We start from the raw sequence: 14,817 nt of genomic DNA, 5'->3' as shown, positions 1-14,817 counted from the left end.
TTACTCCTTGGAAGCGAGTTCGGCCAAGGTAGCCGCGGGGATCTGTACGACGCCGGCAAGGCTGGAAAGCAGGACATCACCGTTTGACGTTTCTACGGCCCCGGTGAGCGGCGCCCGCCATTCGAATGCCAAGGTGCGGAAATCGCGCCCCTGGTCACGACTGAGGTGAATTCGTCCGGATTGGTCCAGCAGCAACACATCACCATTGCTGCGCTGCAACGCCGCATTGAATGTCGCACTGTTGCTGCCTGGAACTTCGGACCTTTGCCAGGTGCTGCCGGCGTCACCCGACACGTACGCGTTGCCACGCAATCCATAGGCGAGAACGTGGTGGTGGTTCATCGGCAACAAGCCGAAGTAGCTGCCGTCATACGGCGAGCTTTCGGCGCCAAGCATTCCGCCGGCGTGGTCGCTGCGCAGGAGAAGACCTTGTTCGCCAGCTGCCATGAGTTTCCCGTCGACCTTTTTCAAGGCGTACACATGCATGCCATTGGGATTGTCGAGCTGCTGGGAATAGCCCTCCCAACTGACACCGCCATCGGTACTGCGCAGCGCCAGATTGAAGGCCCCCACGACCGTCACAGTGTTGCGGTCCTCGACCAGCAAATCGAGGAACGGTTTATCGGGTCCGTCAGCAACCAATCCCTCGGCGCGATACAGCAATTCCTCACGCTCTGCCTGGTCCAGAGTCGCGGACTGCTGCTGAGCTTGCTTGAGCAGCAGCTTGGCGGCGCTTGCACCGTCCAACTGCTTTTGCCAGCTCTCACCACCGTCAGAGCTGTGCAAAACCACACCCATCTGACCAATCACCCAGCCGTTCTGTACATCGGCAAAGGCGACGCCAGTGAGGTTCACGTCCACGGGGACACTGGCGCTACGCCAGGTTTGGCCGCCGTCATCGGAGAGAGTGACGATACCGTGTTCACCCACGGCAACCAGTCGCTCGCCCGCCCGGGTGATGGCGAACAGCATTGCACGTTCCGGTGCAGCGACCGGAGGCGAATGACGATCCAGCAATGCCATTGCCGCAGTGAGCAGGGGATCGGACTCGATGGTCTGGGCGCTCGACATGGGAGCTGCAAACGCAGCTCCCATGACCACGGCCCCTACCATCAACCATTGAAGGTCAAGGCGTTTCATGAATATCACCTGTGCATGACTCAGCGAACGCCGGAACGCTCGAGCTGCTGGGGAGTGAACATCGCCGAGGGAAGCGGCTTGAAGTTGACCTCACCACCATCGTTGAGAATGTTCATCGCGGTGTAGTCACCAGCCTGGAGGTTGTAGACGAACATCGGAACCGTCAGATTCACCGGAGCCTCCGGGAAGGTCATCAGCGGCAGCTGGAAGGTCTTCCAGAGCTGGTTCTTGGCATCCCACAGGTCGCTCGCAACGATGGTCCAGCTGTCTTCGTCGATGTACATGCGACGCTTCGGGACTACATGCCGTGCACCCGGCTTCAGGGTCGCCTCCACCACCCAGACACGGTGCAGCTCCCAACGCACGAAATCAGGATTGACGAATTTCTCGCCGATCAGATCCTTGGCCGAGGCGTAGGCCATGTTGTTGGCGTTGTAGGGCACATACATTTCTTCCTTGCCAACCAGTTTCCACTGATAGCGATCCGGTGCGCCGTTGAAACCCCAGCTGTCGTCGAAGTTGGTCAGGCCCGAACTGAAGTTGTTCGGCACGTCGTACTGGACGTTCGGCGCCTTACGCAGTCGACGTTGGCCAGTGAGGTACGCCCAGGCGTTGACCGAGGTATTGATCTGATCGTTCGGCGCGTGCACCAGTTGCTTTTCGCCCGCGGAGTAAGCCGGTGCGGTCGAAGTCACCAGCGTGGCGCCCCAGAGCTTGTTCTCCCACGGATCCTTTCGATCATTCGGGTAGCCGTGCGGCGTGGTGACCTCCAGGATGTTGCCCGCGGTAAGTGCCCGCTTGCCGCTGGAGGACACGAACCAGGTGCTCCCGTTGACCGTGCTGTCCGATGCCCGCCAGTTCCACTGCACGTTGAAGATTGCTTCGTCGCCGGTCTGCGGAATAGGGAAAGGAATGCCGCCGGAATAGGTTTCCCGGTTGAGAACCTGATTGGTCAGCGTCGTGGTGGTTGCGTTCTGTTTGGTACGGTCGTAGATGAACTGGGGCGCGGCAGCGGTTCGATGACTCGGATAGACATCGAGGCGATAGCCCGGATAGTTCTTCAGCATTTGCTGAGTCCCGACCGCCAGCTTGCTCGCGTACTGATCGACGTTGGACGCCGAGATGCTGAAAAGCGGCTTTTCATCGCTGAACAGTTTCGGCGGGAGCTTGGGATTCTCTTTCGCTACCGAGTTGGTGAGCCCTCCGGTCCACGCGGGGATCGAGCCATCGGCATTGCCAGCTTTGATAGCACCCACGGGAGTCAGATCGTTGCCCAGACGCTCAGCGTCACTGGCACTGACAGCGGCCAGGGCATGCAGGGGAAACACGGCAGCAGCACAGAGGGCGATCAGGGATATCTTGTTGTTGTACTTCATGGCGCATCTCCCATCAGAACGAGTAGGCGACGTTCAGCAGAACGAAATCGCGGTCGTGGTAGGCGTTGTTGTCCTCGTCGCCGAGGAACTTGGTGTAGCTAATGCCGCCGCGCAGATTGCCGGCGTACTTGAAGTTGATTGCAGCGGTCACATCGCCGCCGTGTGCGGCACCGGTGACGTTGAAGCCCGGGTCCACGGCAGACTTGCCGGTGAAGTTGTATCCCAGGGTAATGGGGCTGCTGACATCGATGGATGGCAGCGCTTGGTACCAGGTCGGCTCGAAGATCGTGCGGAATCCGGCGGCTGTGCGGACAGTGTTGTCCTTGTCTCGGCGCTCGTCGTTCTTCGTCACCTTGTACAGGTGATTGGCACCGAGCTCGGCAGTCAGTGTCGAGGTATCCCAGGTGGACACGCGCGGCAGAACCCAGATGGTGGACACCTGAGCGTGGATCGTCTGACCGACTGCATAGCCAGGGTTGTGACGGCCATCCACGCGCTGGCCGTCCAGCACTACGAGCTGAGCGGCATCGCTGACCAGAGGCATGTTGTCGCGGAAGGAAATCTCCCCTGCCACGTTGGCATCGCCAACCTTGGTCGAAGCACTCAGACCAAAGAGCTTGATGTCTTCGGGGTAAACGAAGTTGTACTCATCCGGCACTGCAATCCCTGGAGCGACAGTGGACAGATGCAGGAATACCTGCGGCGTCTTGGCATGGAAGCGCAGGAAGTAAGCGCCGTAGTCCCAGTCGTTCTCGTAATCGCGGTACTTGAGCGCTACACCCCACTGGCCGCTGTCGTCGCGGGGTCCGATATCACGGCCACGCGGCACGCGGAAGCCAGGAGCCAGGAGCAGGTTCTCGCCACCTTTGAACACCATATCGCCGATACTCCAATAGGTACCGGGAGCAGGCACACGAGTCTGTTCATATTCAAACTGGTAGTACGCATCGAGGGAGAGGCTTTCCGTGAGCGAGAAGGACATCGACAGCTGGTTGACCGGCAGGAAGACTTCCTTGGCGAGTGTGCTCGGCACCGACAAGGCCTTGTACGCGTCATTAGGCGCCTGGCCATTGGCGATGCCGTTGGTGGCCAGGAACAGGCTCTCACCCCAGAGCAGGGTGTGCTGACCCAGTCGCCAGGACAGGTAATGACCGCTGATATCCATACCGCTGTGGATGAAGGCATCGAGAATTTCGACGTCACGGCCAGCCTGATCCTTCGCCTGAGCGGTGAATTCGTCATTGTCCACAGTCGTCATGTTGAAAGTGTCGGCCGGGATGGTCCGATGATTACGGTTGTAGACGTTGTCGTACCAAGCCGCCGCGCTGATGCGCAGACCGCTGTTGGCTTCGTCCTTCAGGGTGAAGTCGAACTCGGACAGGATGTCGACGCGATTGCTGATCAGGTCATGCTTGTTGAAGGCCGCGTCGCCATCGTTGGTGTTGATATTGCTGGTGTTGAACTTCGACGGCGCCTCGGTGCGTTGACCGATCTGATACTTCACCGTGTTGTCCCAGCGAATTTGATAGCTCTCGGTATCGGCCAGTTGGGCGGCCTGAGCCAGACTCATTCCGCTGGCCGCCAGCGAAGAAATGACGGTAGCAAGTACGGTGCGGCAGACTCTTTGTTGTTGTTTTGTCATTTGTATCTATACCTCAACAAGCATTGGCGACGAGGTTGAGTTGCAGGCGCAAAGCGCCCGTCACGAGCCACACCAGGCAGCTCGGGTTTGGAGTTGAAGCGGCGATTGACGACTAGACCGAACCGAGTTGTTCGAGCCCCTGCGCGTTGCAGCCAACGCGGTGCATGCACGAGCCATTCAAGGAGTGAGGGAGCACCAAAGAGCCGCAGCTTCCTGGAGTGAGATGAGAGCCGGCATTGCGGCGCAGATGGTGAGCAGTCATGTCCTGTTTTCCTTGTAGTTTCTGGACAATCCAAGCCTTGACGCTTGGCAGCTCCTCACTCAGTTACAGGCTTTGCTGAGGAGCACGACCTCACAATCACTCAATCTATGGCGACGTTCTCCTATCGAAAGATAGAGCCGAGATAGGTAGCGATAGGTCACGTCAGAACAGGCGTTGTAGAGCCTTCCAAAAGCCATGCCGCGGAAAGCAAGACATCGGCAATGCGCCAATGTCTGTGCCTATCGTTTATGCAGACCCGGAAGGGGGAGAACTGAAGAAAGCGAGCACTCCTCAGCCTTGAGCAACGGAATGCAGATGCACTTGGCTCTCTTCCTTGACCAGCTTCTCCAGCACCCAACGGAACTGAGAGAGAGCATTGTCGAAGGCGATGGGCACCTGCTTCGCGTTGGGAGTCAGCTCGAGAACCCGAGCCTGGGCCTCAATCATGATCCGGTCCTCCTCGAAGGCCAGTCGGGCAATGGCGATCATGCCGTCAGCCAGTTCTTCGCTGCATCCGGCAAGAGCGTGACGATTGGGCGCCCACGAGAAGAAGTAGCGAGAGGTGGAATCGGTCTTGGGTGTAATCGCCTGACAAGTGACATCGCAGGTGACGTAAGGCACACCGTGCGGCTCACCGCCATTGAACTTCTCCAGCGTCCCCTTGGGGAAGCCGTAGGAGCGCATCACCATCACACCTGGCACCAGGTAATCGTATGTGCCGAAAAGATCCATCATTTCGCAATCCACCACATCCTTGATGTGGTTAGGAATCGGCTGGTTCGGCAGCCAACGCTGCACACGAACACCACGCTCCATACGGGTAACTTTTGGACGTACGTGAGCCCAATCCTCTCCAACCCCGAAACTTTCCGGATGCAGGAAGAACAGGTGCGAGAAGTCCAGAAGGTTGTCGTTCACCAGCTGGTAGTTGGCTTCGTACTCAATACTGCCCGAACGGAAAATCCAGTCCGGGTCATCATGGGAAACACCGGGAGGGATTAAAGCCGGATCGGCCTTCTCCGGATCTCCCATCCAGATCCACACCCAGCTGTCCTGTTCGACCACGGGGAAACTATGCACGCACGCCTGGGGCGGGACGGTGTCCTGGCCGGGAACCTCTATGCAGGCACCCGAGCTGTCGAATTTGAGGCCGTGGTACATGCAGCGGACCGCATCACCCTCTTTGCGGCCAATCGACAATGGTGCAGAACGGTGGCAGCAACGATCTTGTAGCGCCGCAACGCTACCGTCTTCCTTGCGATAGAGGACGATTGGTTCATTGATGATGGTTCGAGCAACCAGGCCCTCGGACTCGATCTCGTGGTTCCAGGCAGCGACATACCAGCAGTTGTGCAGGTACATGGGGTATCTCCTCGCAGGTCTTGTTGTTGTTCTGTGGCAAGCGCCACGACGAGGTCAGATTAAGGGGCGACGGAGTCATTCTCTATGATAGATTGAGCTGAATTTCGGCTGATTCCATCACCCTGAGGGAAAGAAATGGATCTGCTAGGAGAAGTCCTTCTCTCACTCAAGGTGAAAGCCAACTCTGGGGGTATCTACTCCCTGGGGTCAGAGTGGGGATTCGATGTGCCAGCCATGCCTGCTGCATTTGCCTACGCCCTGTGCTGTATCGATACACCGTACTGGGTGATGCTGGATGGGCAGGCTCCTCTGCAACTTCAACCGGGAGACTCCGCACTGCTACTGCATGGCGCCGCATTCAGAATGGGCTCGTCGCCCACATCAGAGTGCGTTGACCTGCATGAGTACTGGCTCCATCACAACTTGCCTGTTCTGACCCCCAGTTCCCGTCAGGGCGCCCCCATTTCAGGCCTGGCGCTTGGGGAGGCGCCGCGTAACAGTCGAATGCTTACCCTTGCGTTCGTGCTGCATGATGGTGACGGCAACAATCCCCTGCTGCGCTCACTTCCTCCGATGATCCTTCTGCGAGACAGCGCAAGCGGTCTCTTCCCCTGGATCTCTACGCTGGTAACGTTTCTTGCCAACGAAACCACCGCTGCCAAGGCGGGGTATCTCGCCACTGCGACGCATGTCGCTCAACTCATCCTGACCAGTTTTATTCGAGCCCACGCGCTATTTGTTCCTACAGACAGCACTGGATGGTTGAGGGGGATGGCGGACAAACGCATCCGCCAGGCATTGGCATCGATACATACACGTCCAGGAGATCCCTGGACCACCGAGAGCCTGGCCACGGAAGCGGGCATGTCGCGCTTCACCTTCGGGCGTCGCTTTACCAAGCTTATTGGCCAATCCCCCATCGAATACCTGATTGACTGGCGCATGCAGATAGCCGCAGAAAAATTACTTGAAGGGCAGCACTCCATAGCCCGAATAGCCGAAGAGGTCGGCTACCAGTCGGAACGAGCATTCCGGGAAGTGTTCAAGAAGAGATTTGGACATCCACCTCTGCGCTATGCGAAGCGGCACCAAGTCACTGAGCTAGAGACTTAGCGGCATGGATTGCCTGGAAGTCAGCCCGAGCAGTGCATCGTACTCGGTCTGCTCCGGCATTAAGCTCGTCAGTCAGCAGGACCGAGCAATGAACCACCGTCGATGACAATCTCCGTTCCGGTAATGAACGAGGACGCCCCAGAAGCCAGCAACAGTGCCAGCCCCTTGATCTCCTCCGGGTCTGCCACACGATGCTGTGGGTTGGAGGACTCCAGAAGGCGACGGAATTCAGGATCGCGAACGTGTCCATTCGCAATGTTGGTCGCAAAAGCACCTGGAGCGATGGCATTGACCTGAATGTTGTAGCGGGCCAATTCCAATGCAGCCTGACGCATCAGGTGCGAAGCCGCTGCTTTCGCCGCAAAGTAGGATGTCCCAACCCCTCCTACGTTGCACAGGCTGGCAATCGACGTGGTGACGATGATCTTGCCGCTGCCCTGAGGCTTCATATGCCGAGCAGCCTCCTGGAGCGTGTGAAGTACGCCGTCCAGATTGATCCCAAGGTACTTCCGCCAGTGCTGCTCAGTGATGTTCTCCAGAGCGCCCTCGACACTGCGGCTGCCGTCGCGCGCAATGAAACCTTCCCCCACATCGACCCCTGCATTGGCGAACACCACATCCAATCGCCCCGTCAGTTCCAGGACCTCATCGAACACTGAGGCAACCGAGGCTCGCGAGCTGACATCCAGCACTCGCCCCTCCACCTTAAGCCCCCTTGAGCACAGTCGCTCGACCGCAAAATCCAGACGGCGGGAGTCGACATCCCCAAGAAAAACCCGCGCACCGTTCTCCGCCATTGCCTCGCCACACGCCAGGCCAATACCGCTGGCACCGCCGGTGACGATACATACCTGATTACGAACATCGAACAGCTGCGTCACACTCATCTCTCGACACTCCCCAATATGGAAAAATCAAGAAATGTCTCAGTCTGATCGGCCAAACACCTATCTATCGATGGTTATCAGGGAAACCACCAAACACTGGAAAAGAAGTGACACCGTATCAGCTCCGGTGAAGCGTACACTCAACTGTTAATTCCGAAGGACAGAACCGGCACCGACCTTGTATGAAGGTCCGTGCCGATACTATGTTAGGCTGGCATCAGCGTATGCAGCAAAGGTTGTACACTTTCGGCAGACTCAGAACTAATCAACGTAATCGAGAATGACTCTAATAGACGATAAACTCCACATCTATCACCAAGTCAGAACCCCCGTAGCCTTTAGCAAAGAGATGACCGCACTGACCACTCCCACTAACCCCATTACTACAAATGTGAATCTAAAAGATTTTCCATAAGTCCACTGAGGGCCAAAATCAAAAATTTTAGACCGCAGACCAACATTATTTTCCGTGAAAATCCTAAATTCTTCTTCCATACCTTCTTCAGCGCTAGTCAGCACAGTCTCAGCTAGCTTTACTAATGTTGCCGTGCGTTGATCAAGCTTCCAAAATACAAAGGAAAACAAAGACAAAAGCGCCCCTAGAGCCCCCCCTAAAAACGCAATACCCTGAGCACCTTGAATTGCAGCTGCTATTCCGGAAGAAATAACGCCAGAAATAATCAAAAAATAGTTAAACAACGTCATTCTTTGAGAGGAATGAATCTCAAAGTATCGCCAAGCGTAATCTTGATTAACCACAGTTCCCTGTCCCATCTCCTGCCCCTTTTAATCTACCAACAAAGGTTTCGCATATTTTTTTATGAAATGAAGCGTTGACACTGCAGAAATGAAGGATGCATAAGCTTGAAACCTATCATCTTTCTGCATATCACCGTGATCACACACAGACTTCATCGATATTACGTCAATTTCTGGCCGACATGACTGCACAGCAGCATAAACACCATATGTCTCCATATCGAGCCCAGTAAGATTCTTATGCTGCTGCGACTTAATTCGATCAGAAACACGAGCGTCAGCCAGCACGGAAGAACCAGTTGCCATTGGCCCCACTATCATTTTAGGGATTGGCTGCTTCACCTCAACGGACTTAATTGCAAGGGAGTCCCAGAAATCCTTATCTCGCTTTAAAAGAAATAACTGATTACGAGCAGAGTCTGAAAGGCAAATCTGGTGGGGTGAAACTTGAAACTGCTCCGATCCATTTGAATCTATATACTTACCACTTTGCCAATCCCAAGAAACATCCGCCGCAATTACATCACCAATCTCCGTCTTTTGTGGGAGACCAGCGCAAATTCCAGACATTATCACCAACTTTGGATTTAGCGTCAGTACAGCCTTAGTTGCCAGGACAGCTGAAGCAACGGGTCCCATTCTAGGCGAGAATGCGGCAGCAATTTTGTATACAGCTCCATCCGCAACTACTTCGCCAAACCTTACAAGCTGTGATGAATCAAGAGGCTGTAGCGCCTCCCAATTCACATTCAAACCCTCAATAGCTGAGAACTCGGGCTCCATGAGAGCAGTTATCATGAATACGTCACAACTTAGCGCAGGAGCGACTTTCCCTTCTTGCTGCGCAAGTACATATTGAGCAACTTTCTCAACTGTCTCGATACTTTCATCCGTCGAGTCGCTGTATTGCAATACCCCCCAAGGACGCCCCCGAAAAAAGTCATAAACCGATGAACTTATCTCGGTTGAGGCACTAACCGGCAACGCATATCGTGGCGCATGGAGTCTGTCGACTTGATCATCTATTCGCTCGAACATGCTAATGCTATGCTCTTCACTTTTTTCACCACCAAGCACTAACGGCACAACAATATCCGCAATTAGCAGATCATAACGCCGATCCTCCATCATCCTCATAGCATCCGATGTACACAAAGCTACATCGACCTTCCCAAAGAGGTCATTCCTCTTTTGAAGGAAAGACAATAGGCGATTCTTCTTGTTAGGATCGTCCTCAAGCAGGAGCACCTCAAGAGCCATACTTACCCCTCAATATATCAGTTACATACCCTTCAATCTCTTTTTCCCAATAAGAGAATGAGGAATCAAAATAGACCGTCCCAATAAAGCTCTCTGGAAATTCGTTCTTTAACCTTAAAGACAACTCTGAAAGCCCTACATTCTGACTTCCTTCGATAATTACAGGATAGGATGTAACTACAAGAACAGGGACATTGATGGAGAACCTCTCTAAGGTTTCAAAAACTTCGATCCCGCCAAACGGGCGCGGCGTCCCCCCTCGCTCCCTAACTTCCACGTCATAGGTCGGAAGAGACATGTCAGCAATAATCATGTCGAGATCGAAGCACTGAATTGCATCAATTGCCGAACGCACCGACTTTGCCGTAGTTAGATTTAGGCCTTTAACCACCCGTTCCAAGACCGTTTGGATACTATGTAGCTTTGCTTCACTATCTTCGACGATTAGAACTGAAAATTCATTCATCACTAATCTCCACTACACTTCTGGAATTGCCTCATTTAAAAGACTAGCATCCCGATCAAGCAGACTTAGCTGAGGCACATCTGTAAACCCAATCCAAATCAAATCAAATCTGAGTTGAAATCGCTCGGGCGTAATATAGTCAAAAACAATCTTCGTCCTTTCAGATTGCATTACAATTCCGGCAAGCTTGCAAAGCCCAGAACCGCCCTTATCGAGGCGAGCTCGTTCACTATATGCGCGCCTTTGAATTATCGCCCTGGTTGAGCTTATTCGCGCATCCTTCTCAGGGGTCCTAGAACTCTTCGCCACATCATTCTCGATTTCAAATGATATGAGATTATCCTGCCGATTGTGCGACACAGATATACTTACTTTATTTCCAACCCTAATACCAGAATGCTCATATATATTAACCAGAGCAAGATAGAGGGCATCCTCAATTATTGAGAATCCATGCGTATCTAGCTCAAGATCATCTGGGACATCTATGGAAACATCAGGCTGGAAACCGGGGTGCTTGCCAGTAACAAGTGCTAAAGCCACATCTACTGCATAGCCCATAGAGTAGGTTTTCCCGTCAATATTATATTGCGGAACTCTTATCCAGTTCGAGATAACCGACGCCCTTCGCTGCAATTCTTCGGAGATCTGCAATGCATGAGAATAGAAGGCTGGATCATTGATGCTTTGTGACTTCAGTTCATCATGCAACCGTTGAAAACACGAATGAAGGGTTCTCTTAATTTCCGCCTCAACTGTAGGACGTATCGCCTCAGCCTTAGTTGAAAGCGAGAACCAGAACAACTCAACAAGCTCCTTAGAAAGCTGCTCAATTGACAAACACGACTGCGCAATACCTCTTGCAAGAGCCAGCTTGAGCGGATCAATTTGAATATCAAATATTCCACGAGGTTTGCTTTTTGATTTAACGTGAAAGTACTCATCACGCAAAAGTGCAATGAGCTGATCTATAGACTCCGAGAATCGGGAGAACAGCGCATAGACAGATTTTCTACGCCTAGGATCTAATTTTTGACCAAGGAGTATTGCCTTGTTCGGTGGGGCATAGTCGGCACCTGCACGCGGGCGCTGCCCGATCAGTTCTGCGGGTTCCAGGACACCTCGGATTTCACTTGCAATGGTGCCATGTCGAATTCTGCGACCTAGAATTATGTCAAGCCCATGAGTTGGATCACTGAGAAACTTCTCTAAGGCCGAACTCAGTAAATTGGCTAGGAGATCATCGGCATCATTCTTAGGTATTTGGAATGTTTTTGCAGACGGACTTTTAAAGCTTCTAATAACTTCAGCCAGAGACTCCGAGACTCCAACCCCACTTTCAACCAACTTTATGTAACGCTGAAAATCCGCACCAAGCTCGTGATTAATTAACTTTAAAATTGCACTTTCATCAACATAGATTTTGTTTTCATCCAAAACCTCAAGACCATCATCCAGCTCCAAGCCCGCATCAATTTCCTCCGCTTCCCTAATATAAGAAAGCTCATCACGTGGATGCAAAGCCGCAACACTTTTCAAAAGAGCACTTCTAGTTTGACGAGTGCGTCTAGACTCCCCCATGCCAGGGAGAAGCTCGACGGTCGACAGATCGCACACTTTGGAAGAGAAAAATTCAATCTTTGATATTTCAACGCCAGACTTATAAAGAACTGAAGGAAGCGCCTCAAGACTGGGACATTCATACTCACGCAAAAGCTCTTCTATCGCATACCTCTTAAAGGTCTTTATTTTTCGATCTTCATCGATATGCAAATAATGGTCAAGAGCAATCGACAAATCCAGAGGATTACACATACCCTTTATAGTAGGCCAGCGCAAACCTTGGAAAAGCTCTATCAAAGGCAAGTTCTGAATTAGCCTGCTGTTATCTATTCCCGCTACTGCACAATGAGTAACCGCCTCTTCCACCAAACCGTTCTGAATGAGTAGTCGAACGGCCATTATTCTAAGAACATCTGAGGCCACCTCCCCCTTGCACACTTGTATAAATTCATCAAGCCGCCTACTGTAACTGGTAGCAGGTTCCACTGGAATATCAGCCACCTTTGCAAGGTTACTAATACAAGCCTGTCTGCAATGGGGTGAAGCCGGCTCCTTTGACAAAATAAGCAAGAGCGCTTTATGCATTGCCGAGGAAGTTGTTTCCACCAGCTTTGAATCTGTAGCCTCCAGCATAAGCCTCGGTAAGGAAGGAAGATTTGTAATATCCCCAATCTGAATTGCCTCAGGGAGCCAATTCAGATTCAATAGCGCCTTCGAAAGCTCTTCTGCACCTGCCCCATCACTTCTACTAGATATTGCAGAGCTAATCCCCTGATAGATTAGCCTTTCAAAACCGGAGGCGTCCTGAACATCACTATCCTCAGCGAGCACAAGAGATACAGCCTCCCGGGCTACCTCTAACGTTTTTTGATTCACATACAAATCATCCACTTTCATCATTGATGAAAATGGGAACCCCATCCCGATTACCAAATCAATCGCTGAGCCAGCGATATTAATCTCATCGCGGCTAAACCTAGCCTTATTCAGTAAAATATATCTAGAAATTCTGGAAGTCGTTACAAGCAGATCAACCAGATTATTTACCTGTTCGCACGCCAAGATACTTGAGAGACTGTTAGAATCTAAGTCGAGCGCCGAATACAGCCTGTACTTCGAGTAATCCTTTAACTGCAGAGGCAATTCAGACTCATCAATTCGCTTTTTCAGATTAACCTTGAAACGATTAGAGTTCTGCGCGGATTCATTTCTTACCCCAAGATGGTAAAGATGAAACCTAAGAATCCCAAAGGAATACTCCGAGACTTGCGCTATGTAACCCTTTATGGCTTCAATTCCACCAGTCTTTCCCAGCAGGAAAAGTCGAGTCTCAACTAGCCAATAGGAGAAGCCATCGCGGGACTCTATTTCATCTATAGTTGCTATCGCCTCCTCCCACTTCTCGCTTCTAATCTGGGAAATTAGATTTTGAGCATCTGGAACAAAATCGGAAAACAGGTCGCGATGGCGACCTAGGCGATCCCTTGCAAGCCCCAACTCTATAGCAATGCTTTTGGGCGTGATATTCGCGGGAAATATGCCTAGGGATGTTAAACTCAAACCAATTCTGGGTCTAACCTTGGTATCATTAACCAACTGATTAGAGAGCCAAAGCTCAAATGACAGAAGCTGCGAAGAGTTGAGATTTTTTTTGGCGAATGCAAGAGCTCTATTTATTTGCTGCTGCGCCCTCTGCTCTTGACTCCATGCCTCCAACTTCCTGCTCGGTGTGCTTCTCGCACTCAAATGCGACAAAGCCCCTCTTACGATATTCTTTGATTTATCCAAGGAGGAAATTGGCTTTTTTTTCATATTAATTCCTTTTATTTAAAAACTTATATTCTCAAACCAAAGCCACGCTCGTGCCAAGGTAGATCTCAATAGTCGCCAACTTACATCCTGCCATCCACTTCAGTTAGGGGACAGGCTTTACATTGGTCTACAATAAGTTATCTAGCCACTCTTCTTACGGCTTGCTTGGCTCCTAAACACGCCAAGCAATACTTTTGCTCCACTCTCGCTATTACCCTCTCTGGGTCTAGCCTTCGATTCGGTTCAAGGTTCGACGTTGCCTTATGACGAGAAGGGGAAAAGCTTGAGCTTCCTTGAGTCACTAGCTACTGGAGTCTATGTTCGTACCCCCAAGCTCATACCTCTGTTCGTAGGTGAACTCCACAAATTGCAGGAAATTTTCCCCTGCAGAAAATGGCTGCTCTAGGGATTTGCTGTGACCTCTAGCCATGTGGATGCCCTGGGTGGTGATAGCCCAATGCTAGCGAGGAGTGAGCGCTGCGGAAACCCGGTAATGCATCGAAATTGAGCCAGGTAGGCCCCCAAGCGTGCTGCAACCCGGGCAGGAGCATCTTGCGTAGCTTTGGCCCACGATTCGATTACAACGTCGCCGCGTTTCGTAGGGAAACTGCAATGGGAGCTCCGTCGATCCTAATTGCCATCCAAGGCAGCGCTGTGCCAGTCATCACCGATTCGCTGAAGCTGCTTGCGTCCTGCCAAGAATCAGGGTGCCCCAACTCCGCGACGTAGTGATCCCGAATTTTCTCGACCTCGGGCAACTGCTTGGACGCCTGCAAGACCGTCTCCCCAAAAGACGCGGGCGGTATCTCGATGTATCCTGGAATCGATTCATCCGTCTGATCGCCACCATTCATGGGAACTAGCCGGAGAAACTCGCCCTGTAGTCGGATCGCACTTTCCAGATCGGCACCAGCCTGGGTGCCATCCCCGCGGCAGATGCAAAATGCTTCAATATGGTCGACGACGCGCGGCACAGGGCCGCCGTGCAAGATGGCTAATGGTTCCTGCCCGAGAAGAATCTTCACTTCGCCCCAAACCATCCGGCACGTAGTCTTCCAGCATGGGGAAATCCGGCAAGGTGAATCGCCCCGGCTTTTGTAGAGGCCGTTTCGTTTAAGTCAGGCCGCCATGGCCTGACCTGCTTGTTGCTGGTAGAAGTTTGCCTCAGCCTCCGC

General features: G+C 52.5%; 11 protein-coding genes. 1 reads left to right on the top strand and 10 read right to left on the bottom strand.

What is annotated here, in order from left to right; all coding sequences use genetic code 11:
• The 4 genes from G559_RS28450 to G559_RS28440 all read right to left on the bottom strand — a co-directional run bounded on the left by G559_RS28450 (position 1) and on the right by G559_RS28440 (position 5,782).
• The gene (locus G559_RS28450; protein ID WP_081667917.1) at positions 1-1,140 is read right to left on the bottom strand and encodes a YCF48-related protein; all 1,140 of its coding nucleotides are present in this window, start codon (positions 1,138-1,140) and stop codon (positions 1-3) included.
• 20 nt (positions 1,141-1,160) lie between these two features.
• Positions 1,161-2,516, bottom strand: coding sequence for a DUF1329 domain-containing protein (locus G559_RS0104665; protein ID WP_028627137.1), 1,356 nt, complete (start codon positions 2,514-2,516; stop codon positions 1,161-1,163).
• A 13-nt stretch (positions 2,517-2,529) separates the two neighbouring features.
• Positions 2,530-4,158, bottom strand: a complete 1,629-nt coding sequence (locus G559_RS28445) for a DUF1302 family protein (RefSeq protein ID WP_081667915.1) — start codon at positions 4,156-4,158, stop codon at positions 2,530-2,532.
• A gap of 553 nt (positions 4,159-4,711) precedes the next feature.
• Positions 4,712-5,782: an aromatic ring-hydroxylating dioxygenase subunit alpha gene (locus tag G559_RS28440; protein ID WP_036996898.1), complete on the bottom strand. Its 1,071-nt coding sequence runs from the start codon at positions 5,780-5,782 to the stop codon at positions 4,712-4,714.
• 135 nt (positions 5,783-5,917) lie between these two features.
• Between G559_RS28440 and G559_RS0104650 the strand changes: the two genes are divergently transcribed.
• Positions 5,918-6,895 carry an AraC family transcriptional regulator gene (locus G559_RS0104650; protein WP_028627136.1) on the top strand — a complete coding sequence of 326 codons (978 nt, stop codon included), beginning with the start codon at positions 5,918-5,920 and terminating at the stop codon, positions 6,893-6,895.
• Between the two features lie 68 nt (positions 6,896-6,963).
• Here the strand turns inward: G559_RS0104650 and G559_RS0104645 are convergent, their stop codons facing one another.
• The 6 genes from G559_RS0104645 to G559_RS0104630 all read right to left on the bottom strand — a co-directional run bounded on the left by G559_RS0104645 (position 6,964) and on the right by G559_RS0104630 (position 14,667).
• Complete coding sequence (locus tag G559_RS0104645; protein ID WP_028627135.1) at positions 6,964-7,782, bottom strand: SDR family NAD(P)-dependent oxidoreductase; 819 nt, start codon at positions 7,780-7,782, stop codon at positions 6,964-6,966.
• A 312-nt stretch (positions 7,783-8,094) separates the two neighbouring features.
• The gene (locus tag G559_RS30230) at positions 8,095-8,556 is read right to left on the bottom strand and encodes a hypothetical protein (RefSeq protein ID WP_155945670.1); all 462 of its coding nucleotides are present in this window, start codon (positions 8,554-8,556) and stop codon (positions 8,095-8,097) included.
• A gap of 12 nt (positions 8,557-8,568) precedes the next feature.
• Positions 8,569-9,801 (bottom strand): phosphorylase family protein, encoded by a 1,233-nt coding sequence (locus tag G559_RS29735; protein WP_081667913.1) that lies wholly within the window; start codon positions 9,799-9,801, stop codon positions 8,569-8,571.
• Complete coding sequence (locus G559_RS0104635; RefSeq protein WP_028627134.1) at positions 9,791-10,267, bottom strand: response regulator; 477 nt, start codon at positions 10,265-10,267, stop codon at positions 9,791-9,793. The genes G559_RS29735 and G559_RS0104635 overlap by 11 nt, the downstream gene beginning before the upstream one ends.
• A gap of 12 nt (positions 10,268-10,279) precedes the next feature.
• On the bottom strand, positions 10,280-13,642 hold the full coding sequence (locus G559_RS30225; protein WP_155945669.1) for a hypothetical protein: 3,363 nt from the start codon (positions 13,640-13,642) through the stop codon (positions 10,280-10,282).
• A gap of 578 nt (positions 13,643-14,220) precedes the next feature.
• Entirely contained in the window at positions 14,221-14,667 is a 447-nt protein-coding gene (locus G559_RS0104630) for a hypothetical protein (RefSeq protein WP_155945668.1), read from the bottom strand.
• Positions 14,668-14,817 lie beyond the last annotated feature (150 nt).

Source organism: Metapseudomonas resinovorans DSM 21078, assembly GCF_000423545.1.
Classification (GTDB): Bacteria; Pseudomonadota; Gammaproteobacteria; order Pseudomonadales; family Pseudomonadaceae; genus Metapseudomonas; species Metapseudomonas resinovorans.
Note: the sequence above shows the minus strand (reverse complement) of the source record. Positions and strands in the feature narration are given on the sequence as shown.